This window comes from Halorubrum gandharaense, from assembly GCF_054654575.1.
Genome location: NZ_BAAIET010000002.1, coordinates 1,149,593 through 1,171,612 on the forward strand (window position 1 = coordinate 1,149,593; position 22,020 = coordinate 1,171,612).

The 22,020-nt window shown below is 68.4% G+C and carries 27 protein-coding genes and 2 tRNA genes; 8 read left to right on the forward strand and 21 right to left on the reverse strand.

Annotation, left to right across the window (positions count from 1 at the left end; translation table 11 throughout):
• Positions 1–114: 114 nt before the first annotated feature.
• Positions 115–1,401: an amidohydrolase gene (locus ACYQ07_RS14800; protein ID WP_459882900.1), complete on the reverse strand. Its 1,287-nt coding sequence runs from the start codon at positions 1,399–1,401 to the stop codon at positions 115–117.
• Between the two features lie 60 nt (positions 1,402–1,461).
• On the reverse strand, positions 1,462–1,785 hold the full coding sequence (locus ACYQ07_RS14805; protein ID WP_459882901.1) for a MoaD/ThiS family protein: 324 nt from the start codon (positions 1,783–1,785) through the stop codon (positions 1,462–1,464).
• Between the two features lie 183 nt (positions 1,786–1,968).
• On the opposite strand from ACYQ07_RS14805, the gene sfnG reads away from it, so the two are divergent.
• The 4 genes from sfnG (at position 1,969) to ACYQ07_RS14825 (ending at position 6,198) form a co-directional block, all read left to right on the forward strand.
• Positions 1,969–3,117, forward strand: a complete 1,149-nt coding sequence (gene sfnG / locus ACYQ07_RS14810) for a dimethylsulfone monooxygenase SfnG (protein ID WP_459882903.1) — start codon at positions 1,969–1,971, stop codon at positions 3,115–3,117.
• Between the two features lies 1 nt (position 3,118).
• Entirely contained in the window at positions 3,119–3,721 is a 603-nt protein-coding gene (locus tag ACYQ07_RS14815) for an NADPH-dependent FMN reductase (RefSeq protein WP_459882905.1), read from the forward strand.
• A 578-nt stretch (positions 3,722–4,299) separates the two neighbouring features.
• The gene (locus ACYQ07_RS14820) at positions 4,300–4,896 is read left to right on the forward strand and encodes a CinA family protein (protein ID WP_459882906.1); all 597 of its coding nucleotides are present in this window, start codon (positions 4,300–4,302) and stop codon (positions 4,894–4,896) included.
• 33 nt (positions 4,897–4,929) lie between these two features.
• Positions 4,930–6,198 (forward strand): hypothetical protein, encoded by a 1,269-nt coding sequence (locus tag ACYQ07_RS14825; RefSeq protein WP_459882907.1) that lies wholly within the window; start codon positions 4,930–4,932, stop codon positions 6,196–6,198.
• Between the two features lie 15 nt (positions 6,199–6,213).
• Here the strand turns inward: ACYQ07_RS14825 and ACYQ07_RS14830 are convergent, their stop codons facing one another.
• A complete protein-coding gene (locus ACYQ07_RS14830) occupies positions 6,214–6,414 on the reverse strand; it encodes a hypothetical protein (RefSeq protein WP_459882908.1) in 201 nt (66 codons plus the stop codon).
• Positions 6,415–6,532: 118 nt separating this feature from the next.
• Between ACYQ07_RS14830 and ACYQ07_RS14835 the strand changes: the two genes are divergently transcribed.
• A complete protein-coding gene (locus tag ACYQ07_RS14835; RefSeq protein WP_459882909.1) occupies positions 6,533–8,065 on the forward strand; it encodes a serine hydrolase domain-containing protein in 1,533 nt (510 codons plus the stop codon).
• A 40-nt stretch (positions 8,066–8,105) separates the two neighbouring features.
• On the opposite strand, the gene ACYQ07_RS14840 is transcribed toward ACYQ07_RS14835, so the two are convergent.
• The 3 genes from ACYQ07_RS14840 to ACYQ07_RS14850 all read right to left on the reverse strand — a co-directional run bounded on the left by ACYQ07_RS14840 (position 8,106) and on the right by ACYQ07_RS14850 (position 9,490).
• A tRNA-Thr gene (locus tag ACYQ07_RS14840) sits at positions 8,106–8,179 on the reverse strand.
• An 82-nt stretch (positions 8,180–8,261) separates the two neighbouring features.
• A complete protein-coding gene (locus tag ACYQ07_RS14845) occupies positions 8,262–8,801 on the reverse strand; it encodes a GNAT family N-acetyltransferase (protein ID WP_459882910.1) in 540 nt (179 codons plus the stop codon).
• A gap of 83 nt (positions 8,802–8,884) precedes the next feature.
• On the reverse strand, positions 8,885–9,490 hold the full coding sequence (locus ACYQ07_RS14850; RefSeq protein ID WP_459882912.1) for a CBS domain-containing protein: 606 nt from the start codon (positions 9,488–9,490) through the stop codon (positions 8,885–8,887).
• Between the two features lie 131 nt (positions 9,491–9,621).
• Between ACYQ07_RS14850 and udk the strand changes: the two genes are divergently transcribed.
• A complete protein-coding gene (gene udk, locus ACYQ07_RS14855) occupies positions 9,622–10,314 on the forward strand; it encodes a uridine kinase (protein WP_459882913.1) in 693 nt (230 codons plus the stop codon).
• A gap of 563 nt (positions 10,315–10,877) precedes the next feature.
• Here the strand turns inward: udk and ACYQ07_RS14860 are convergent.
• From ACYQ07_RS14860 to ACYQ07_RS14870, 3 genes are all read right to left on the reverse strand, one after another.
• Entirely contained in the window at positions 10,878–11,195 is a 318-nt protein-coding gene (locus ACYQ07_RS14860) for a DUF5785 family protein (protein ID WP_459882914.1), read from the reverse strand.
• Between the two features lie 175 nt (positions 11,196–11,370).
• A complete protein-coding gene (locus ACYQ07_RS14865; protein WP_459882915.1) occupies positions 11,371–11,691 on the reverse strand; it encodes a DUF7976 family protein in 321 nt (106 codons plus the stop codon).
• A gap of 9 nt (positions 11,692–11,700) precedes the next feature.
• Positions 11,701–12,738: an Mrp/NBP35 family ATP-binding protein gene (locus ACYQ07_RS14870; RefSeq protein WP_459882916.1), complete on the reverse strand. Its 1,038-nt coding sequence runs from the start codon at positions 12,736–12,738 to the stop codon at positions 11,701–11,703.
• Between the two features lie 103 nt (positions 12,739–12,841).
• Between ACYQ07_RS14870 and ACYQ07_RS14875 the strand changes: the two genes are divergently transcribed.
• Positions 12,842–13,669: a response regulator gene (locus tag ACYQ07_RS14875; RefSeq protein ID WP_459882917.1), complete on the forward strand. Its 828-nt coding sequence runs from the start codon at positions 12,842–12,844 to the stop codon at positions 13,667–13,669.
• Between the two features lie 719 nt (positions 13,670–14,388).
• Here the strand turns inward: ACYQ07_RS14875 and ACYQ07_RS14880 are convergent.
• Positions 14,389–15,210: an isopentenyl phosphate kinase gene (locus ACYQ07_RS14880; RefSeq protein WP_459882918.1), complete on the reverse strand. Its 822-nt coding sequence runs from the start codon at positions 15,208–15,210 to the stop codon at positions 14,389–14,391.
• Complete coding sequence (mvk, locus tag ACYQ07_RS14885; RefSeq protein ID WP_459882919.1) at positions 15,210–16,226, reverse strand: mevalonate kinase; 1,017 nt, start codon at positions 16,224–16,226, stop codon at positions 15,210–15,212. The genes ACYQ07_RS14880 and mvk overlap by 1 nt, the downstream gene beginning before the upstream one ends.
• Before the next feature lie 389 nt (positions 16,227–16,615).
• On the opposite strand from mvk, the gene ACYQ07_RS14890 reads away from it, so the two are divergent.
• Positions 16,616–16,864: a DUF4870 domain-containing protein gene (locus ACYQ07_RS14890; RefSeq protein ID WP_459883066.1), complete on the forward strand. Its 249-nt coding sequence runs from the start codon at positions 16,616–16,618 to the stop codon at positions 16,862–16,864.
• Positions 16,865–17,007: 143 nt separating this feature from the next.
• Here the strand turns inward: ACYQ07_RS14890 and rpsB are convergent, their stop codons facing one another.
• The 10 genes from rpsB to ACYQ07_RS14940 form a co-directional block, all read right to left on the reverse strand.
• The gene (gene rpsB / locus ACYQ07_RS14895; RefSeq protein WP_459882920.1) at positions 17,008–17,793 is read right to left on the reverse strand and encodes a 30S ribosomal protein S2; all 786 of its coding nucleotides are present in this window, start codon (positions 17,791–17,793) and stop codon (positions 17,008–17,010) included.
• A gap of 16 nt (positions 17,794–17,809) precedes the next feature.
• Complete coding sequence (gene eno / locus ACYQ07_RS14900) at positions 17,810–19,009, reverse strand: phosphopyruvate hydratase (RefSeq protein WP_459882921.1); 1,200 nt, start codon at positions 19,007–19,009, stop codon at positions 17,810–17,812.
• A complete protein-coding gene (locus ACYQ07_RS14905; RefSeq protein ID WP_459882922.1) occupies positions 19,009–19,188 on the reverse strand; it encodes a DNA-directed RNA polymerase subunit K in 180 nt (59 codons plus the stop codon). The genes eno and ACYQ07_RS14905 overlap by 1 nt, the downstream gene beginning before the upstream one ends.
• Positions 19,189–19,191: 3 nt before the next feature.
• Positions 19,192–19,386 carry a DNA-directed RNA polymerase subunit N gene (locus tag ACYQ07_RS14910; RefSeq protein ID WP_459882923.1) on the reverse strand — a complete coding sequence of 65 codons (195 nt, stop codon included), beginning with the start codon at positions 19,384–19,386 and terminating at the stop codon, positions 19,192–19,194.
• 12 nt (positions 19,387–19,398) lie between these two features.
• Positions 19,399–19,797, reverse strand: a complete 399-nt coding sequence (locus tag ACYQ07_RS14915; RefSeq protein WP_459882924.1) for a 30S ribosomal protein S9 — start codon at positions 19,795–19,797, stop codon at positions 19,399–19,401.
• Complete coding sequence (locus tag ACYQ07_RS14920) at positions 19,791–20,240, reverse strand: 50S ribosomal protein L13 (RefSeq protein ID WP_459882925.1); 450 nt, start codon at positions 20,238–20,240, stop codon at positions 19,791–19,793. Before ACYQ07_RS14920 ends, ACYQ07_RS14915 begins: the two co-directional genes overlap by 7 nt.
• The gene (locus ACYQ07_RS14925; protein WP_459882926.1) at positions 20,237–20,590 is read right to left on the reverse strand and encodes a 50S ribosomal protein L18e; all 354 of its coding nucleotides are present in this window, start codon (positions 20,588–20,590) and stop codon (positions 20,237–20,239) included. The genes ACYQ07_RS14920 and ACYQ07_RS14925 overlap by 4 nt, the downstream gene beginning before the upstream one ends.
• A 39-nt stretch (positions 20,591–20,629) precedes the next feature.
• Positions 20,630–20,714 (reverse strand) — tRNA-Leu (locus ACYQ07_RS14930).
• 160 nt (positions 20,715–20,874) lie between these two features.
• Positions 20,875–21,627: a DNA-directed RNA polymerase subunit D gene (locus tag ACYQ07_RS14935; RefSeq protein ID WP_459882928.1), complete on the reverse strand. Its 753-nt coding sequence runs from the start codon at positions 21,625–21,627 to the stop codon at positions 20,875–20,877.
• Position 21,628: 1 nt separating this feature from the next.
• Positions 21,629–22,018, reverse strand: a complete 390-nt coding sequence (locus tag ACYQ07_RS14940; RefSeq protein WP_459882930.1) for a 30S ribosomal protein S11 — start codon at positions 22,016–22,018, stop codon at positions 21,629–21,631.
• Positions 22,019–22,020: the final 2 nt, after the last annotated feature.

Genomic DNA, 22,020 nt, shown 5'->3' on the forward strand with positions numbered 1-22,020 from the left:
GGTCGATCTGCTCCGGTGCACCCCCGATCGCCGCCCGGGAGATACACGGTTTTCGTGAACCGTCCCCACCACGGCGGGGTGGCGACGCGACCGGTCGGCGTCGCCGCCAGCCACCTACGCGACCGGGTGGCGCGCGGAAATGTCCGTGACGGTCCCGGCAAGGAGGTCGACGGCAACGGGGAGGCTGCGCTCGTCGATGTCGAACGTCGGCGTGTGGTGGCTCGTGGGGTGGTCGGTGCCGACGATCACGTAGGTGGCGAGTCCGCCGGCGGCCGCCACCCGCTGCATGAAGTAGGTGGCGTCCTCGCTGGCGCCGAAGCGCCGCTCCGGGACCACGCGGTCGACGCCGGGCAACCGACGTGCAGTCTCGGCAACGAGCTCGCGCAGCGCCGGGTCACTGTCGACCGACGGTGACTCCGCGACGACGCGGGGCGTCACGTCGCAGTCGTGCATCTCCGCGGCCTCATAACAGACGCGCTCGAACGCCGTGCGGGCGTACTCCATGAGCCCCACCGTCTCGCCGCGTACCTCCGCGAGCAGCGTCACCTCCTCGGCGACGACGTTGCTGGCCGTCCCGCCCTCCACGCGCCCGACGTTCACCCGCGTCATCCCGTCGGCGTGCCGGGGGATGCCGTAGGCGTTCTGAACCGCGGTCGCCATCGCCTGCATCGCGTTGGCGCCACCTTGCGGCGACGTGCCCGCGTGGGCGCTTGCCCCCTCGAAGGTGGCGGTGATATGCGCCATTGCCAGCGGCGTGTCGGCGCCGGCGACCACCGTCCCGGTCGGTGCGTCGAGGCCGACGTGGAGCGCGAGAAGGTAGTCGAGGTCGTCGACCAGCCCGGACTCCACCATCGGCTTGCCGCCGCCCGACACCTCCTCGGCGGGCTGGAAGAACACCTTGAACGTCCCCGAGAAGTCGCCGTGTTTCACCGCCTCCAGAACGCCGAGCGCGACCGTTGCGTGGGCGTCGTGACCGCAGGCGTGCATGTACCCGTCGTGCTCCGACCGGAACCCCTCGTCGGCCGGACGATGACCCGGCTCCTCGGACTCCGTGATCGAGACGGCGTCGAGGTCGACCCGCAGGCCGACGGTCGGCCCCGAACCGCACTTCAATACCGCCACCGCGCCCGTGTTGCCGTCGCGGGTGCGCTCCAGCACGTCGGCGTGGACGCCGGCCTCGTGGGCGCGCTCCAGCCACTCGTCGAGCGTTTCGGCGTCCGGCACCGCCATCCGGTGGTCGGCGGCGAGCGCGTCCCGCCCCACGAGCAGCGCGTCGACGCCGATCCGCTCGACCTCCTCGACGACCCGAGCGGTCGTCCGGAACTCACACCAGCCGGGCTCGGGATGGCGGTGGAACGCCCGGCGGATCATCGGGAGTCTGGCGCGCACGTCGTGGGACATCTGCACGTGGTAGCACGTCGGGGTATTTAACTGTAGACGACCAGTCAGCCCGTCGCCCCGTCAGCCGCCGTACACTGACGGGATCAGCCGCACGACATCGCCGTCCTCGACCGTCGTGTCGAGCCCGTCGAGGTGGCGCAGGTCGACCGTGTTTCTGGTGACGACCGTGCGACCGGCGAGGTCCGCGCCCTCCTCGTCGAGGAGGTCCCCGTCGAGGGCGGGATACCGCGACTCCAGCGCGGAGAGGAGCTCGCGGTAGGTGTCGGCGATGACGACATCGCCGGCGTCCTCCGCGCGCTCGTCGCCGACGGACAGCGTCACCTCCTTCTCGCCGACCGCCTCCCGAAACGGTCCGAAGAAGCGACACTCGATCTCGATCTCCATACGCCCCCGTTCACCATCCGTCGACTTCACCGCGTCGGTGGTGCTCGGGCGGGCTCCGCGATCGGGCGATCCCGGGGCTGGTCGTGCGTCCGCGACGGCGCCAACGCTTGCCGGTGTATGGAACCCTCTCCCACACTCGCCGCGGTAAGCCGGCTTATGCGGAATGCTCGCGTTGGCAGGGACATGGACACCGAATTCGCCTACTGGGTGCCGAACGTCAGCGGCGGACTGGTCGTCTCCGACTGGGAGATGGACACCGACTGGACGTACGAGTACAACCTCGACCTCGCCCGCACGGCGGAGGACGTGGGGTTCGACTACGCGCTGGCGCAGGCGCGCTTCTTCGGCAGCTACGGCGCCGACCGCCAGCTGGAGGCGCTGTCGATCGCGAACGCGCTCGCCGCACAGACCGACGAGCTCCACCTCATCGGCGCGGTCCATCCCGGTCTCTGGGAGCCCGGCCCGCTGGCGAACTTCATCGCGACCGCCGACCGCATCAGCAACGGCCGCTTCTCGATCAACGTCGTCTCCGGCTGGTTTAAAGGCGAGTTCACCGGCTTCGGTCAGCCGTGGCTCGAGCACGACGAGCGCTACGCCCGATCGGAGGAGTTCATCGAGGCGATGAAGGCGCTGTGGACGGAGGAGTACGCCACCTACGACGGGCGCTTTTACACCATCGGGCGGGACATCGACGGCTTCGAGGGCGCACCGCTGGCGCCGAAACCGGTCCAGGAGCCGTATCCACAGGTGTTCCAGGGCGGGAACTCGCAGGCGGCCCGGAAGATGGCGGCGCGCAACGCCGACGTGCTGTTCATCAACGGCGGCAGCCTCCAGGAGATCCGCGCCGTTATCGAGGATGTCGAGGAGTACGCCGAGGAGTTCGAGACGGAGCCGCCGCGCTTCGCCGCCAACGCCTTCGTCATCCAGCGTGACACCGAGACGGAGGCCAAGGAGACGCTGGAGGGGATCATCGAGAACGCCACGGACGAGGCCGTCGAGGCGTTCCAGGAGCAGGTGAAACAGGCCGGCCAGTCCTCCGCGGAGGGCGACGGGATGTGGGCGGACTCCGACGTGGAGGACCTCGTGCAGTACAACGACGGGTTCAAAACCGGGCTCATCGGCACGGACGACCAGATCGTCGAGCGGATCCGGAAGCTCGATGCGATCGGCATCGACATCGTGCTCGCCGGCTTCCTCCACTACGACGAGGAGCTGGAGGAGTTCGGTGAGACGATCATCCCCAGAGTCCGCGAGGCCGACCCGATCGACCTCGACGACATCGAGGAGAGCGACGAGGTCGAGGAGATCGCCGGCGCAAAAGTCGCTCGGTGAGATGAGCGACGAGACGACCACGCTGCTCGGTATCGTCGGCAGCGTCTCCGCGAACTCGAAGACCCGGAGTGCGGTGGAGGTCGCGCTTGACGCGGCAGAGGAGGCCCCAAACGTGGAGACGAAGGTGCTCCACCTCGCGGAGTACGACCTCGCCACCGCGGACGGTCGGAAATTGGACCAGTACGAGGGCGACACCGCGGCGGCGCTCCAGGCGATCGTCGACGCCGACGCCTACGTCGTCGGCACCCCGGTGTACCGTGGATCCTACTCGGGTGCCCTCAAGAACCTGCTCGATATGGTCCCGCGCGGGATGTGGCAGGCCGACGTTGCGCCGTTCGAGAACGCCGCCGTCGGTCTCGTCGCGACGGGCGCGACGGACCACCACTTCCTCGCGGTCGACCAGGAGCTCCGCCCGGTCTTCGCGTTCTTCGGCGCACACACCGTCGGCGGCGCCGTCTACGCGAACGACGACGACTTCGACGACGACCGCGCGGTCACGGGCGACGTACGCGACCGGCTCGCGACGCTCGGCCAGGCGACCGTCGAGCTCCACGACGCCGTCTCGGCAAGCGAGGCGCTTGGCGAACTCGGACCGCAGTTTTAAGTGGTCGAACGGCTGGGCTGGCGCTCCGTAGCTGTTGGTGGAGCGTTTTGCGAAGGGTGGCTGGAACGGAGGGCGGCGAACACCTCCAAGGTCCCAGCCGGCTCCTTATAAATGGTTTATGTGGTGACCCCGACGGAGAACTCCTCCAAAGCCCCAGCCGGCTCCGGTCGATGCGCTCGCTGCGCGCTTTTCAGGGCGTCTCTCCGCACCGTCCGACGCCCTGAAAAGTGCTTGCGTCGCCCGTCTTCCCGGAGCCGGCTCGCGGGCCTTCGGCCCGCTCGCTTTCCGGGACCTCCCTTCGGTCGGTCCCGCCGGCTGCCCCTTTGAGTCCCACCCCACACCGCACAGCGACCGCACCTCACGCCTCCCCAACCTCGGCAGACAGGCGCCGGCGGGAAACCGCTCCGCCGGCGCCTGCTGCCTCCCTCGCGCTCCGGCTCGCGCCTTATAGGCGCTCGCCGGGCGCGCCAGACCTACACGGAGAGGCTGCTAATCGGCACCCGTTCACCCAGATCGCGCTGCCGCTGTCGTCGGGTTCCGCCACACCCTTCTTTGCGCTGCCGGGCGAGGGACCGCACATGACCACGGATGGCGGTGACGATGGCGCAGGTGGCGCTGCGGACGGCTCGGGATCGTCCCTGAATGGTGACGAGTGGGTCGGTGGGGAGTCCCCCGAGGCGGTCGTCGGCAACCTCCTCTCGGACCGCGACGAGACGCTCGCGACGGCGGAGTCCCTGACCGGCGGGCTGATCGGGTCTCGGCTGACGGACGTCCCCGGCTCCAGCGACTACTTCGACCGCGGGTACGTCACCTACGCCTACGATGCCAAACGCGGGGAGCTCGCGGTCTCGCGAGAGGCGCTCGACGCTCACGGCGCCGTGAGCGCGCCCGTCGCCCGGCAGATGGCCGCCGGAGCGCGCGACCGCGCGGACACCGACTGGGCGGTCGCCGCAACCGGGATCGCGGGCCCGGGCGGCGGCCGGCGGGGGAAGCCCGTCGGGCTGCTGTACGTCGGCGTCGCCTACGCCGACGAGTGGGGGACGAACGCGTCGTTCACGCGCGCCGAGCGGTTCCTGCTCGACGGCGACCGCGCGACTATCAAGGCGAAAAGCGTCGACTGTGCGCTCGGGGAGTTGGTGCGTGCGGTGCGGTCGGTGGCCGAGCGGGAGGGCTGAAGACCTATACGGCCCCACCGTGGAGACGTACGCATGCCCTCCCGACGAGCCCTCCTCGCCGCGCTCGGCGCCGCCGGCACGGTCGGCGGCATCGGCTTCTGGCAGCGCCGGCGCCTCCGCCGCCGCGAGGAACTCACAACCCTCGAAACCGTCCGCGACGTCGAACTCCAGTCGGAGCCCGACACGGAACTCCTGACGGTTACCCCGGACCACGTCGCGGCGTCGTACGACCGCGCCCACGAGCACCTCCAGGAGACACTCGACTACCTCGGCGACGACCCGCCCAGTCACATGGAGCGACACGTCGACCGCGCCCGCGAACGGCTCGACGACACGCCTCCCGACGAGCAGCCCGACGATGCGGCTCGCGAGGCGGCACTCGACACCTACCGGCTCGCCGTCGCCTCCAGTGCGACCGCTCGCGGCGGCGTGCTCGACCACGGACGGGACTCCCCCAGCGACGAACTCCGGGAGGCACACGACGCGCTCGTCTCGGCGCTCGACGCCGCCGACCCCGGGTACCCCGGCGAGAGGCTCACGCGGACGGTCGTACAGTGCGGCGAAGTCGACGACCTGTTGGGGAGCGCGTCCACGGCCGAGCAACGGGTCCGCGAACGGTACCTCGACGACGCCGGAACGGTGGCGTGGGAGCGGGTCGAGGTCGCCCGCTGTCGGGTTTACGACGCTGAACAGCTCGTCGAACCGCTCGGTGGTCCCGAACGAGCCGACGCGCTGGCGTCCGCCTTCGAGGCGCTCGCCGAGCGCACGAAGGCGAACGCCGACCCGATCGACTTCACGTACGATGGGGACGTGCCGAATCACGCATCGGACCGCTGGATGAGCGCCCAACTCAGCGGCGGGGGCCCGGAAAACGCGGCCGACGACGGCCGGTACGCCGCGGCCGTCCGTGAGCAGGCGGAGCGGGCGGCGGTGGCGGCCACCCTCGACGCGTTCACCGAGTACCCCTCGTACCGACGGCTTCACGAGATGGACGAGCCCGCCCCTGGCGACGCGAGCGAGGTGCTCGCGGTGAAGCGTGATGCCGTCGAGGCGGTCGCGGAAGCGCTGGACGAGGTCGGCGGCGATCCGCTCGGAAATCAGCTGCTCGGAACCACCATGTCGACGGTCGAACGGGGGGACCGCCGTGTCGACCGGCTGATCGAGGAGGTGCAGTCGTACGACGACGACGAGTGGAACGAGCAGATCTACCGGGCGTTGATCACCTACCGCGGGGCGGCGCTCGAGGCGGAGGCCGTACCCGGCATCGTCGAAGTGGTCGCCGCCGTCGACCGGGGTGGCTGACGCCCCGCCGGCCGCTCACTCGATGTAGGCGTGGCCCACGGCCGCGACGACGAGCGCGGCGACGATGATCCAGGTGAACGGTTCGGAGACGAGCAGTCCCAGCGGGCCGAGAACCGGCGTCTCCGAGCCGAACAGAAATCTGCTTGCGAGGAGGACGGCGACCGCGCCGGCCACGAGAATGCCGGCGATGGAGACTCCAACGCGCCTGCGGTCCATGCGTGTCCTGCGGGTCCGATCCTCAAAAACGCGTCCCCGACCGTTGCTTTTCCAACTATTTCCGCCCCGAACTTCCGCGAGGCGTGCGTTCAAGTCCCTTCGAGTGCCCTCCCCATCCATGACGAACACGGCGGCACTTCCAGCGGAAACGGAACGACGACTGGAGCGCTTTCTCCTCGACTGGCTGGCGGACGAGACGGTCCCCGGTGCGAGCGTCGCGATCGTCGCGGACGACGAGCTCGTGTACGCGGACGGCTTCGGCTCCCGGAACCTAGCGGGCAACGCGCCGGCGACCGCCGAGACGCTGTACGGGATGGCGTCGGTCACCAAGTCGTTCACGGGACTCGCGGTCGGCATCCTCGACGAGCGCGGTGAGCTCTCCGTGGACGATCCTCTGACCGACCACCTCCCCGACGTGGGGATCGAGGCGCTCGACGCCGACGGCGAGCCGGTCGGCGACGACGACCCGATCACGCTGCATCACCTGTTGACGCACTCCTCCGGGCTCCCCTCGCTCGGCTCCAGTACGGTCCTCCTCTACCGTCTGACCGGCGTCGAGGAGTTTGGCGTCCCCCTCGGCGACCGGGAGGACTTCCGCCGGCACGTGGCGGGCGCCGCCGACGAGGTGTCCGACAGGCCGGGCGAGCGGTTCATGTACTGCAACGAGGGGTACAACCTGCTCGGCGAGGTGGTCGAGCGGGTGTCCGGACGATCGTTCGAGACGTTCGTCACTGAGGAGGTCCTCGACCCGCTGGGGATGGAGCGGTCGACGTTCGACCCGTCCGTCGTCAATGGCGCCGTTCCGCACACGTCGGGCGCCGGCCGCCGCACGGGAACCGACGCCGGTGCCGGTACCAGCGCAAGCAGCCAACCTGACAGCACTGGGCAGGTCGTCGGCGTCCAGGACCCGGACCTGCCGGACGCGATGACGCCGTACGCGCTGCGGGACGGAGAACCCGAGGCGACGCCGTACCCCTACCGGCCGGTGAGCCTCCCTGCGGGCGGGCTGATCGCGCCGGTCACCGACCTGACGCGCTACCTCCGGATGAACGCCAACGGCGGGGAACTCGACGGAACGCGGATCGCGACTCCCGACACTCTCGCGCGGGCACACGAGGGCCACGTGCCGGACGGCGACCGACACTACGGCTACGGCTGGAGTCGCCGGGAGGTGGAGTTCCTTGACCGAACCCTCGTTGGACACGGCGGGTCGCTCGGCGTCTCCTCGTCGTACGTCGGCTTCACCACGGACGGGGACTATGCGGTCGCGATCGGCGCGAACACGACGCCCGGCGTGACGCCGCCGACGGTTGCGCAGGGAGTCCTCGCGATTCTGGAGGGAGAGGACCCCGCCGACGTGGTCCCACACTACGCCCGCAAGGCGCGCTTCGACGAACTGGTCGGGGAGTACGCGGGCTACAGGGGCATCGTCGAGGCGACCGTGGAGCGCGGCGGCGGTGCGCTCACGCTGACCGTCGAGGGAGCACTCGGGAACACCGAGCTCTCACTGCGACCAACGGAGCCCGCGTTCCCGGGCTACGAGTTCGAGTCGCCCTCGTCCCGCGGCACGCCGGCGACGGTGACGTTCCGGCCGGACGGCGACCACGTGGACCTGTTCTACGAGCGCAACCGGTTTCATCAAGTGGAGTAGCCGGGCGGCGCGACTACGGCGAAGTGGACGAGAATGGGAGAGCCAGGGCCGCGATTTGAACGCGGGAAGTCTCGATTACAAGTCGAGTGCATGAACCACCCATGCTCCCCTGGCGCGGTCGGACGTACTCGGTCCTCCTTTGTGTTCCTGTCGTTTCCGGACGGTCGTCGCGAGGCCGGATGATCGCCGTCGGCAGTCACTCGGTTCCCCCGGCGGACTCGCCCTCGGAACCGCCGTCTCCGCTCTTCTCGCCGGTGGAAACCGGTTTCGTCAGCTCGACACGATGCGGGTCGTAGCCGTGGTCACGATAGAACGCGCGGGCTCGCTCGTTGTCGACCAGCGCCTCCAGCGCGACGGTCTCGGCGCCCGATTCCGCGAGCGCCCGCTCGGCGGCGTCGAGCAGCGCGGAGCCAACACCCTCCCCGCGGTGCTCGGGGACGACGTAGAGGTTTTCGACGACACCACGGCGTCGGTCGCGCTCGTAGCCGCCGTGCTCCAGCGAGAAGGAGACGAAGCCGATGGGGTCGTGGCGTGTCTCCTCGTCGTCTGCCGGCGCGTTGGATCGTGCCAGAAACACCTCTCCGGAGAATACGTGGCGGGCGATCGACTCCCGGACTGCGGTCAGGTTGTCCGACGCGAGCAGCGTGGAGCCGTGGTCGCGCTGGTCGCTGGCGAGGTCGACCCAGAGGTCGGCGACGGCGTCGACGTCCTCGGCCGTCGCCGCGGTGACGTGCATGCACATCGTGCAATGAGCGGGTTCGGTTTGAGGCTGCCGAACCAAGGGTCGCGATGCCGGGCCGGTCGCCGGAAGTCGCCGCCTCACACCTCCAGACAGTCGGCACAGAGGAGCGTGCCGTTCGAGGCCGACAGCGAGGGGGCCAGCGATCCGCAGGCCTCACAGATGGACTGGGTCGCCGCGCCGTTCGGGCGCTCCGCGGACTCGAACGACTCGCTGCTGCGGTCGTCGTCGACCGACTCCGCGACGGCCATCCCCGACCCGGTCGCGCCGGCTCCGGCCACGGCGGGCGTCTCGAACTCGCGGGAGCCACCGTGGGTGGCGCCGGCCGCAAGGGCGTCGCGCTCGGTGAGGACGCCGGCGGCGTCGCCGTCAGTCGTGACGACGAGCCGGCTGGCACCCTCGGAGACGAGGCGCTCCTCGGCGGCCGCCAGCCGTTCGTCCGCCTCGACGGTGGGCGGCGACTCGCTCATCGCGTCGGCGACGACCGCCTCCTCGTCGCCGTCGAGGAGGGCGCCGAGCGCGCCGCGCGCGGAGAGCCGGCCGACCGGCCGGCCGCCCCGGAGGACGACCACGCAGTCGGCCTCCTCCGCAACCATCAGCCGAGCGGCGTCCGCCAGACTGTCCCCCTCGTTCACCCCGAGGAACTCCCGATGCATCACGTCACGAACTGTGGTAGTAGATCGCATAGTTGGGTGTTCACACGGAGTAGGTAAAAACTGCCCCCGTTAAGGTTATGTTACCACTGTGCATACAGGTGTGGTCACGCCGACGAGCCCCAAAAAGCAGGGTTCAAACCCCCGCACGCCCCACCTCGGGTATGACCATTCCTTCCTTCGTGATCGGCATCGCCGGGGGGACCGGCGCGGGGAAGACGACGGTGTCCCGGCTCGTCACGCGGAACGTCGAGGAGTCCGTCACCCGGATCCCGATCGACAACTACTACGAGGACCTCTCGCATCTCGATTTCGAGGAGCGGCAGAACGTCAACTACGACCACCCGTCCGCATTCGAGTGGGATCTCCTCCGAGAGCACCTGGAAGCGCTGCTGGAGGGACAGACGATCCAGATGCCCCAGTACGACTTCGAGATCCACAACCGCGCGGACGAGCGCGTCGAGGTCGAGCCGACCGACGTGATCGTGATCGAGGGGATCCTCGCGCTGTACGACGAGGAGATCACCGAGATGCTCGACCTCCGGCTGTACGTGGAGGCCGACGCCGACGTGCGCATCCTCCGGCGTATCCAGCGCGACGTGATCGACCGCGGGCGCGACCTCGAAGGGGTCATCGACCAGTACCTCTCGACGGTGAAGCCGATGCACGAGCAGTTCATCGAGCCCTCGAAGAAGCACGCCGACCTGATCATTCCCGAGGGCGCCAACAGCGTCGCCGTCAACCTGCTCGAACAGAAGGTGCAAGCGGAGGTCGACGGCGAGGCCGTCCGCTCGTGGGAGCGCGGCTCGCTGGAGCGTCAGCTCGCGGAGGAACGCTCGCTCGACGCGATGGAGTGACCGCCGGCGACACGCGAACAACACGTCCGAACCGCACGAAACAGCGCGTTTGCATTTATAAGCTACTTCGATGAGAAATTCTCGATCTGGCGCGCGCGAGGAACGCGCGCGAGGGAGGCGGGAGCACGCCGGCGAGCGGTGCGGTTCCGCCGGCGTGCTCTCCGCCGAGGCTGGGGAGGGCTGAGGCTGCGGTTGCGGTGCCGTGCGGGGCGGTTGCAGGGCGGGACTCAACGGGGCAGCCGGCGAGGACGAATGCGAGGCCGACCGCAGGGAGGCCCCGAAAAGCGAGCGGCGAAGCCGCGAGCGACGGTGGACGACGCCAAGCACCGCAGCGAACGGAGTAAGCGAGGAGCACGGCGAGTCCCCCGAGTCGTCGCCGGCTGGGGCTTTGGAGGCGTCTACCGTTGGGGTTTCTGCGCTAACTGTTTATACGGAGCCGGCTGGGGCGTTGGGGCTGTTTGCCGGCGCACTCTCCACAAAAACCGTTTATAAGCGGGCGTTCGACTCCTCACCTCCTCGGAGAGGACGGTTAAAAACCGAACCGCCACGCGTATCAGCGCCGTCTATGCGGGACCGCCGACGAACTGCTCGGGACCCTCGTAGAACCAGTAGCCGTTCTCGCGCATCGCGCGGCCGAGCTCCTGGTGGAACTCGACGAAGTCCGCGAACTCCTCCTGTTCGACGCCCTCGAAGATCTCCTCGACGGAGACGACCGTCTCGTAGTCGATCCGAATCGGGTGGTCGCCGTACTCCTCGACGTACTCCGCCGCCGAAAGCGGGAAGTCCTCCTCCTCGTCGATCTTCTTGGCGAGCACCGCGTGGCCGTACTGCCGCATGCCCTCGCTCCCCTGTTCCCCGTCGGGGTCGTGTGGCCAGTCCATATGCGGACGTTTGCCGGGGCCCGGGATAGTCGTTACGCTCGCGCACGCGCCGGCGTCCGCACCCGAGGCAGTCCGACCCGGTCGGGTTCGACGGCTGAAACGGCGCCGACGGCTGAAACGGCGCCGGCGGCTGAAACGGCGCCGGCGACTGAAACGGCCCGAACGAAGCGCCAGCCTACCGGTCCAGCCCGCCCTGCTCTTTGATCGACATGATGTGGCGGACGTTGAGGTAGATCTCCTCGGGAGAGGTGTCCTCCTCGGCGTCGTACAGGTCCGAGACGCGGTACAGGATCGCCGAGAGCTGCTTGCTCTCGGAGCTGTCGCCGCGCACGTCGGCCGCAATCTCCCGAAGGAACTCGCGGCGCTCGGGGTCGGCCGGGAACTCGGCGTCCGAGTCGGGGGCCATCTCCCAGTCGACGTCGGCCTCCTCGAGAGCGTCGGCGTCGCCGTCTCTATCCGCGGCAGGGTCATCAACGGAGTCGGTGTCCTCGCTCATTGGCCCGCGTTACCGTCGATTGCCCACGTCGCGTCGCTTGACGACGCCGATGTTGTTCGCGACGTTCTCGACGATCACCTTGAACGCGTCCGCCGTCTCGCCGTCGTCGAGCACGATCGGCTCGCCGCCGTCGCCGCCGGCGCGCACCTCGGGGTCGAGCGGGACGCCGCCGAGGAACGGGAGGTTCTGCTCGTCCGCGAGCTTCTTGCCGCCGCCGGAGCCGAAGATCTCGTGGAAGCCGCCGCAGTCGGGGCATTTGAACCCGGACATGTTCTCGGCGATCCCGAGCACGTTGGTGTCGTGTTTGCCGAACATCCGGAGCCCCTTGGTGGCGTCGTCGAGCGCGACACCCTGCGGCGTCGTCACGATGACGGCGCCGGTCAGCGGGAGTGTCTGAAGGATCGTGAGCTGCGTGTCGCCGGTGCCCGGCGGCAGGTCCATCACGAGGTAGTCGAGTTCGCCCCACTCGACGTCCTCGACCAGCTGCGTGATGATCTTGTGGACCATCGGGCCACGCCAGATGACGGGGTCGTCCTCGCCCGTGAGAAAGTCCATGCTCATCAGGCGCATGCCGTACTTCTCGGGGGGCACGATCGTGTCGCCGTCCGTGTGGGGATTCTGGCCGGCGCCGACCATTCGCGGCACGTTCGGCCCGTACACGTCGGCGTCGAACAGCCCGACCGTCGCACCCAGCTGGGAGAGCCCGGCGGCGATGTTGACGGACATCGTCGACTTCCCGACGCCACCCTTCCCGGAGGCGACGGCGATGACGTTTTTCACGTTCGGGAGCACCTGCTCGCCCGTCGAGAGCGCGTCGGGGATCGCCGCCGACAGCTCCGGTTCGAGCCCGGCGTCGCCCAACACCTCGCGCACCCGCTCGGCGATCTGCGTCTCGTGGGGGGCGTACGGCGCGCCGAGCGCCAGCGAGACGTGGACGGCGTCGCCATCCAGCCTCACGTCGTTGACCAGCCCGAGCGAGACGATATCGTCGCCGAGATCGGGGTCTTCGACCTCCCGAAGGAGGTCACGTACGTCGGCTTCGTCCATGCGAAAACGGAGGCCATCACGCCGAATAAGGGTTGTGTAGTCGGCGACGGGCTCGGGTGGGCGAACCGAACGAACGATTATGCTGGCGGCTCGAAACCGTTTCATGACGGGTACACGAGACGCCGCCGGCACGGACGACCCTGACGAGCCGCCGGCCGGGATGCGGATCCGCCTGCTTCACGTCGAGGACGACCCTGAATTCGCCGATCTCACTCGGGAGTTTCTCTCACGGGTCGCCCCGCTGATCGACTACGAGACCGTGACGTCGATCAGCGCCGCGCGCGACCACCACGGGTGGGGCGACCACGACGCCATCGTCTGCGACTACGACCTGCCGGACGGTACCGGGATCGACCTCCTGAAGACGATCCGCATGGACCAGCCGGAGCTCCCCGTCATCCTGTTCACGGGAAAGGGAAGCGAGGAGGTGGCCAGCGAGGCGATCTCCGCGGGCGTCACCGACTACCTCCAAAAGGGGACAGGCCGTGAGCAGTACGAGGTGCTGGCCAACCGCGTGCGGAACGCCGTCGACCGCCACCGTGTCACCCGCCAGCTGGAGCGGAGCGTCGCCGCGCTCGACTCCGCGAGCGAGGGGATCGGGATCATCGGCGACGACGGGGAGTACCTCTACGTCAACCCCGCGTACGCGGACATCTACGATGCGGCTCCCGGCGATCTCGTCGGCAACCACTGGACCGTGCTGTATCCGGACGAGGAGGTGAACCGGTTCGAGAACGAGATCCTTCCCGCCCTCACCGCGTCCGGACACTGGTCCGGCACGGCCAGAGCCCAGTGTGTGAACGGCACAACCATCCTCGAAAAGCTGTCGCTGACACATACCGCCGACGGCGGACACGTCTGTATCATCCGCGACACGGAGCGCCGCCCCGACCCTGGCAACCCGGATGACCCCGGCGATCCGGTCGAATAGAGCGCTTTGGCTCCGTTGGAACGCTATTCTTCACAGATAATATTGAATGAAACGACTGGTCGATGAGAGATGCTGGTTGATCGATGTCGGGAGTACGTGTATCACCTGAGCGGGTGCGGCGTTTATAAGTGGGGCGTTGGTGGTGTTGTTCGCCTTTTATAAGTAGAGGTTGGTCGGTGAGTTGCAGGTGCGACGCTGGTGAGGACCGCCGGCAAAGCCCCAGCCAGCTCCGGTCGAGGGTTCCGGAAGACGTTCCGGCTCGCTACGCTCGCGGGCTGCGACTTCCGTCGTCCCGCTCGCACGGCTCGCGGGACCCTCGCTGCGCGCTCAAAAGGGCTCGCAGTGCTCGCCCTTTTGAGTGCTTACGTCGGCCGTCTTCCCGGAGCTGGCTGCCCCTTTGAGTCCCACCCCGCACGTCACCGCAACCGCACCTCACACCTCCCCAGCCTCGTCGTCGCCTCCGGCGACGACTCCCTCGCGCGCCGGCGAGCACCCGCTGGGCGCTCGCCGGGCGCGCCACCGCACCGCAGATCTGTTTATAAGCAAGCGTCGCTGCCGCTATCGGTCATTTATATACCAGATCGCCGGCGGCGATCTGCAACACCCACTCCCGACATCACTCATCGAAGAATCTGCATAGACCACAGCTGAGTCAAGAATTTCACCTGCGGAGGGTCACAACGGAGCCAGCGTGGTCCCACTCCACTCCCTGAGTTCGCTCAGTCGATCCGCGTGCCGGGCTCCTCGCCACGCAGGAACCCCTGGAGCCCCTCGGCGCCGAACACGTGTGCCGGCGCGTCGAGCGCGAGCAGTTCTCTGACCTTCGCCGCCATCCCGCCGGAGACGTCCGTGTCCTCGCTGGCGCCGAGCAGGTCCGCGACGGCGTCGAAGTCGTCGATAACCGGAACCACGGCGTCGTCCGCGTCGAGCACGCCCTCGACGGTCGAGCAGACGCCCACGCGGTCGGCGCCCAACCCTGCAGCAAGCTCGACGACGAGCTCGTCGCCGGAGACGACGGTGACCCCCTCGCCGGCGGTCGCCACCCCATCGCCGTGGAGCACGGGAACGAACCCCTCCGCGAGCAGGGTTCGCGTCGACCCCAGCGGGAGGTCGAGGTCGCCGTCGGCTCCATCCGGCCGGGCCGACAGCGAGAGCGGATGGACGGGCACCGCGGACACGTCCCGCTCGTGGAGCCGCGAGAGCACGAACCGGTTGAGCGTCGTCATCGCGCCGTGAACGTCCATCACGGCACCCGCATCCTTCGTCCCCGTCGTCGTCGAAACGCCGTGCTCGCTGGCGTGATGATGCCCGAAGCTCCCGCCGCCGTGCACAACGACGAGGGATCCGACCGACCCGTCCGCGAGCGCGCCGGCGATCGCGTCCGCCGCGGCCGAGAGCGCCGGTCCGTCGAGCGTCTCCGGGCGCCCCTTTTCAGTGATGAGGCTGCCGCCGAGTTTGAGCACGACGAGGTCGGCGCCGTCACCCGCACCGCCGTCGCCCGCACCGCCGTCCCCCCCGTTGCCCGCACCGCCGTCCGCCATCACGCCTCCTCCACACGCACGCCCTCGGTCGCCAACTCCGCACGGAACGACTCCTCACAGCCCTGTGTGAACGACAGCGCCGTCTCCGTCTCGTCGGTGGGATCGAGCGCGACGATACACCCGCCGCCGCCCGCACCGGTGAGCTTCGCGCCACAGGCGCCGGCGTCACGCGCCGCCCACACCATCGCGTCCAGCGAGCGCGCGGAGACGCCGAGCGCGGAGAGCAGGCCGTGGTTGAAGTCCATCAGCTCGCCCAGCTCCGCAAGCAGCTCCGGATTCGGATCCGCCTCGGGCACCGCTTCCGCGAGCAGCTCCTCACCCTCTCGCACCACGTCTCCGATGGTCCGCACCGTGTCGGCGGCGAACCGGTACTCCTCTTTCAGGTCGCGGACGCCGGCAACCAACTCGCCGGTATCGCCCGCCCCGCCATCGAACCCGACGACAAAGGGAAGGTTCGGCGCGTCGATCGGCTCACAGTCCTCGCCCTCGACGCGGACGGCGCCGCCCATCGTCGAGGCGAACGTGTCCGCCCGCGAAGCCTGGCCGTCCTGCACCTCGAACTCCGCGCGATACGCCCGGTCGGCAAGCTCCCGTCGGTCGAGCGGCTCGCCGAGCGCCCGCGTCGCGGCGTCGATGCCGGCGACGACGACGGCCGCCGAGGAGCCGAGTCCGGCACCGAGCGGAATGTCGCTTTCCACCGTGATGTCGAAGCCGGCGTCCGGCTGCTCGGCGGCCGCACGAGCCTGCCGCACGGCGGCGTCGACGTACCCCATGGCTGCCTCGACGAGCGGGGTCGGCACGTCCACGTCGGGGCGGTCGCCGGTGCCACCGGTGTACTCGACGGTGAACCCGTCGAGGGAGAGATCCTCGGCTTGCACCCGGACGTGGTCGTCCTCGCGCGGCTCCGCGCGAACGCGGGCTCGTCGTTCGATCGCCGCGGGCACCGCGGGCTCGCCGTACACGACGGCGTGTTCGCCGAAGAGATACACCTTCCCCGGCGCGCTACAGACGGTCATACCCGAACGCACACCCCGCGGGCTTACAGGCGTTGCGCTCCGAGCGCGTCGCCGGCGACCGCGGTGAGTGTCCCGCCCGCAGCCGATGCGCCGCTCCGGGCCTTTTATGATGACCGCGGTCACGAGTAGGAGTAGTGATGGCCCGGCCGGCCATGCCGGCGGACATCACCCAGGGGAACTGGGGACTGGACGCGTGTTTCCGCGTCGACCGAGCCGGACAGTATTCGTCCGGTCGGCAGCATCAGGCGGAGCGGCGCGGCCGGCCGGAGGGCGCCGACCTCACCACAACGATTAGGTGACTCCCTCCGAACGTGTCCTCCATGTCCCACGCGTCAGGCAACACGGCAATGGCCGCAATCACCCACATACTCGCACTGTTCACCTGACTGATCGGCCCCGCCATCGTGCTGTTCGTCACCAGCGACGAGTTCGTCAAGGAGAACGCCCGAAACGCCATCAACTGGCAGATCATGGTCACCGTCTACACGATCATCTCAGTGATCCTCCTCGTCGTCGGTATCGGCGCCCTCATGCTCGCCGCGCTCGGCATCGTCAACCTCGTCTTCATCGTGGTCGCCGCGGTGAAGGCGTCCGACGGCAAGGCGTGGTCGTACCCGCTAACGCCCGACCTGCTGTAGAGCGGCTCCCGTTTTCACCCGACGCACTACCTTGCAAGCGACGGCACCGTCGCCATCGAGGGGCGACCGCCGGCGCCGGCGGCACCGCTCTACGGTGGACGGGTATCGAAAACGAAAACGAGCGTCGAACTCGAACGACCGACTTACAGGTCCGCCTCGAAGTCCTCGAGGGCGAACACGGTGTCGGCGCCGCGGCGGTCGAGCGTCTCGTTGGCGAGCAGCCAGTAGACGACCGACAGCGCGCGTCGACCCTTGTTGTTCGTCGGGATGACGAGGTCGACGTTCGACAGCTGGTTGTTCGAGTCGCACATGGCGATCACCGGAATGCCGACCGTGATCGCCTCCTTGACGGCCTGCGCGTCGCCGATCGGGTCGGTGACGACCACGACGTCCGGCTCGATGTAGCCGGCGTAGTCGGGGTTCGTCAGCGTCCCGGGGATGAAGCGACCGGTGCGTGCGCGGGCGCCGATGGCGTCCGCGAACTTCTCGGCCGGGAAGCGGCCGTACTGGCGCGAGGACGTGACCAGGATCTGCTCCGGGCTGTAGTTGGACAGGAAGTTCGCAGCCGTGCGGATCCGCTGGTCGGTGAGGCTCACGTCGAGCACGTAGAGGCCGTCGTCACGGACGCGGTGGATGAACCGCTCCATGGCGGCCGTCTTCTGCTGCGTCCCGATGTGGACGCCGGCGCCGAGGTAGTCCTCGACGGGGATGAGCAGGTCGACGTCCTCGTCGGGCATGACGTCGTCGTCGAACGGCGACGCCTCCTCCTCCTCGGCTTCGGCTTCGGCTTCTGCCTCGTCGTCGGCCGCCGCGGCCGCCGTCTCGGCGGGCTGTTCCTCGGTCGTGTCGGTCTCCTCCTCGACGGCGGCGTCGACCGCCTCGGCCTCCGCGTCCTCGTCGAGTTCGACCGCGTCGTTGTCTTCCGTCATTCGTGGGTCGTCTCCGTCATACCGCGTCGTCCGCGATGCGGATCAGTTCGTTGAGCTTGGCGGTTCGCTCGCCGCCGACCGTGCCGGTCTTGATGAACGCGGCGTCGGTCGCGACGGCGAGGTGTGCGATGGTGGTGTCCTCCGTCTCGCCGGAGCGGTGGGAGATAACGCTCTCGTAGCCGTTCCGGGTTGCCAGCTCGACCGCGTCGAACGCGTCCGACAGCGTGCCGATCTGGTTGGGCTTGATGAGGATGCTGTTGGCGGCGCCGACGTCGATCCCCTCCTGGAGGCGCTCGACGTTCGTCACGAACAGGTCGTCGCCACAGACCAGCGTCCGGTCGCCGACCCGGTCGGTGAGCTCGGCGAACGCCTCGTAGTCGTTCTCGTCGAGGGGGTCCTCGACGTACGCGAGGTCGTACTCCGCGACGAGCTCCGCGATGTAGTCGACCATCTCCGCGGTCGACTTCGTCTCGTCGCCGAGGACGTAGCCCTCGCCCTCCTCGTACAGCTCGGCCGCGGCCACGTCGAGCCCGAAGCGGACCTCGAAGCCCACTTCCTCCTCGACGCGGTCGACGGCCTCCTCGACGACCTCGAACGCCTCAGCGTCCGAGATCGGCGGCGCCCAGGCACCCTCGTCACCCTTCGCGGCGGGAACGCCGCGCTCGTCGAGCACGTCCGCGACGGCCGCGTGAACGGCGGCGTTCGCGAAGACGGCCTCCTGCACGGAGGGCGCCCCGACGGGGGCTGCGAGGAACTCCTGAATGTGTGTCGCCTCCTTGGCGTGCTCCCCGCCGCCGACGACGTTGCCGAGCGGGATCGGGAAGTTGGTGCCACGGAAGGCGCCGCCGAGGTGCTGGTACAGCGGCGCGCCGAGCACGTCGGCCGCCGCCTTCGCGGCAGCCATCGAGATCGCGACCGCGCTGTTGGCGCCGATCTCCGAGAAGTTCTCGGTGCCGTCGGCCGCACGAAGCGCAGCGTCGACCTCGCGCTGGTCGCCAGCGAATGCGCCCTCAAGTCGCGGCACGGCGTGGTTACGGGCGGCGGCGATCGCCTCTCCCGGCGGAAGCTCGATCGCCTCGAACTCGCCGGTTGAGGCACCGCTTGGCGCCGCCGCACGGCCGAAGCCGCCGGACTCGGTCAGCACGTCGGCCTCGACCGTGGGATTGCCCCGCGAGTCGAGGACGCGACGGAGTGAGACGCTGGTGATTCGGGTCATTAGTTGGTCTCCCGGCGAACGGTGAACGGAAGCGCGCCCGCGTCGTACTCCTCCGCGGCGACGAGGATCGGCTCCGTCTGGTTCGTCTCGATCAGCACGGGCGCCCCGTAGGACACCTGCAGCGCGCGTGCGCCGAGGATGCGGGCCTTCTCGTATCGGTTGTAGCGCTGGTCTGACATGGGTTACTGGTACGGCGAGACGACATCGACGAGGTCGCGGTGCGACACCATCATGCGCCGGCAGCAGTGGCGCTCAACGCCGAGCTCGTCGAGGACCTCGCCGGGGTCCTCATCGCCTTCGCGGGCACGAGCCTTGAACTCCTCCCAGTGTTCACCCACGACGTTGCCGCACGTGAAACACCGGACGGGAATCATCATGACTGGATCACCTTAGCGGTAGGACTTCTGGTAACGAGCACGTGCACCCGGTCCGCCCCACTTCTTGGGTTCGGACTGGCGAACGTCGTTGACCAGCAGCGAGCGGTCGAAGTTCATGTACGCGTCGCGCAGCTCGGCGTCGCCCAGATGTTGGACGACGCCGCGAGCGATGGCGGTGCGGACGGCGTCAGCCTGTCCGCTGAATCCGCCACCCTCCACGTTGACGTCGATGTCGACGTCGTTGCGAAGGTCCTCGCCGGCGATGCGGAACGGCTCCAGCATCTTCAGGCGGGCCTGCTCCGGTTCGACCAGCTCGACGGGCTGGGAGTTGATGCGAACGCGACCCTCGCCCTCGCGCACGGTGGCGCGGGCGACGGCCGTCTTCTTCTTGCCTGAGGTATTAGTTACCATGTGACGTTAGCTCCCAGAGACTCGGAGATGTCTCCGAGCGTGGTGAATTTGATGTTCGAGAGTCGGTCCAGCGAGGTGCCCTCGAGGACGACCTCGTCGGCGTCGTCGTCGCGCTCGTAGGGGTTGCCCACGTAGACGCGCACGTTCGAGAAGGCCTCTCGACCGTCCTCCGTCTTGTACGGCAGCATGCCGCGGATGGCACGCTTGAAGATCCGGTCGGGACGCTTGGGGTAGTACGGACCACTGTCGGAGCCGAGCTCCGCGCGCTTGTGGTACGTCTCCATCGTGGCTTCCTCGTTACCGGTGATGACGGCGCGCTCGGCGTTGACGACGGCGACGGACTCGCCGTCGAGCACCTTCTGTGCGACCTCCGAGGAGACGCGACCGAGAATGCAGTCGCGCGCGTCGACGACGACGTCCGCGTCGTAGTCGGCTGCGCTCATCGGATCACCCGCACGTTGTTGCCGTCGGGGTTCTGTTCAACGAACTGTTCCAGCGTCACTGCTTCGCCAGCCTGGTCGATCTTCGTGCGGGCCGTTCCCGAGAAGTCGACTGCGGCGACCGTGACGTTCTTCTCCAGCACACCGCTGCCCAGCACCTTGCCGGGGACGACGACCGTCTCGTCTTCCTGAGCGTACCGCTCGATGCGACCCAGGTTGACCTCAGCGTGCGTGCGCCGGGGCTTCTCGAGTCGGTCCGCGATGTCCTGCCACACGTTGGCTCCGGACTCGCGCGAGACCGACTTCAGCTCGGCGATGAGGTTCTGTAGTTTCGGATTCGTTTTGCTACTCATAGGTGTCCCTCCTGTTCGGAGAGTTTCGGAAAAACGGAGTGCAGGGAGCAGGATTTGAACCTGCGGACCTCTACAGGACAGCGCCCTGAACGCTGCGCCGTTGGCCAGACTTGGCTATCCCTGCGTGCACTCCATCGTAATCCGGCTCCCTTCAAACCACTTTCGGTCCGCCCGTCGTTCGACACACCGTCACTCACCGCGGCAGCGCCGAGGCTGTCGGCGCCGCACGCGGCGGCGAGCGGGGCGAACGTCGATTGGGTGGTGGTTCGAAGGGTGGACATTACTTAGACCGCGACTTTCGTTCGTAGTTCGTCCGCGCGCTCCTCGATGGAGTCGATCGCGCGAAGCAGCAGTTCGTCGACGGCAAAGGAGCCGTCAGTCTCGATGTGGAAGACGAAGGCGCCGGGGACATCCTCGACGCTCACCTTCTTGCCGGGATACTTCTTCGTGAGGTCGTTGTCGAACTCGTCGGTGACGATGACCTCGCCGTCTTCCGTCTCGATGACGCCGCGAAGGATGTTCGGCTCCTCGTCGTCGAACTCGCCGAGGTCGCCCTCGACGGTCACGCGCTGGAGGTGCCGATAGCCGACGGAGACGCCGCCCTGATGTTTGGCGTGCTCCTTGCCGGTGTCGAGGACCGCGTCGGCCTCGAACTCCAGCCGCTGGCCTTCCTTCAGCTCGATGATCGGCACGTTCTTGTCGGCGGGCTCGACCATCGGGTCCGAGGTTTCGATGTCCCCGGAGTAGGCGGTCGCCGGCCCCTCGACGTCGAGCGCGAGCGTGACCTCGTCACCGACCTCGAACTCGTCGCCCGGCGTCGTCAGGGGGATGAGCCCCAGACGGAGGCCGATCATCTCGTCGAACATCACCGAGGAGTTCTCGACGAACCGGACGGTGTCGATCGAGAACGTCGGCACGTCCGCGACCATCGCACGGCGGATGCCGTTGGCGAACGCCGGCGTCAGCCCACGCAGTAACACGCGGGCACTCCGGTCGTCCTGTTCGACGTATTCAACGTCGAAATCGGCGTCGGTCATGTTAGACTCGCTTGTTCTTCGGCGCCTTCGTCCCGTCGTGCGGGATCGGCGTCACGTCCTCGATCCGGCCGATCTCGACGCCGGCGCGCGAGAGCGCGCGGATCGTCGCCTGAGCGCCCGGACCCGTGGACTTGTTGAGGTTGCCGCCGGGGCCGCGCACGCGAACGTGCACGCCCTCGAGGCCGGCTTCCTTCACTCGTTCCGCGACGACCTCGGCCATCTGCATGGCGGCGTACGGCGAGGCCTCGTCGCGGTTCTGCTTCACAACGGTCCCACCGGAGGACTTGGCGATCGTCTCCGCGCCAGTCTCGTCGGTGACCGTGATGAGCGTGTTGTTGAACGATGCGTAGACGTGGGCGATTCCCCACTTTTCGTCCTGTGTCTCACTCATGA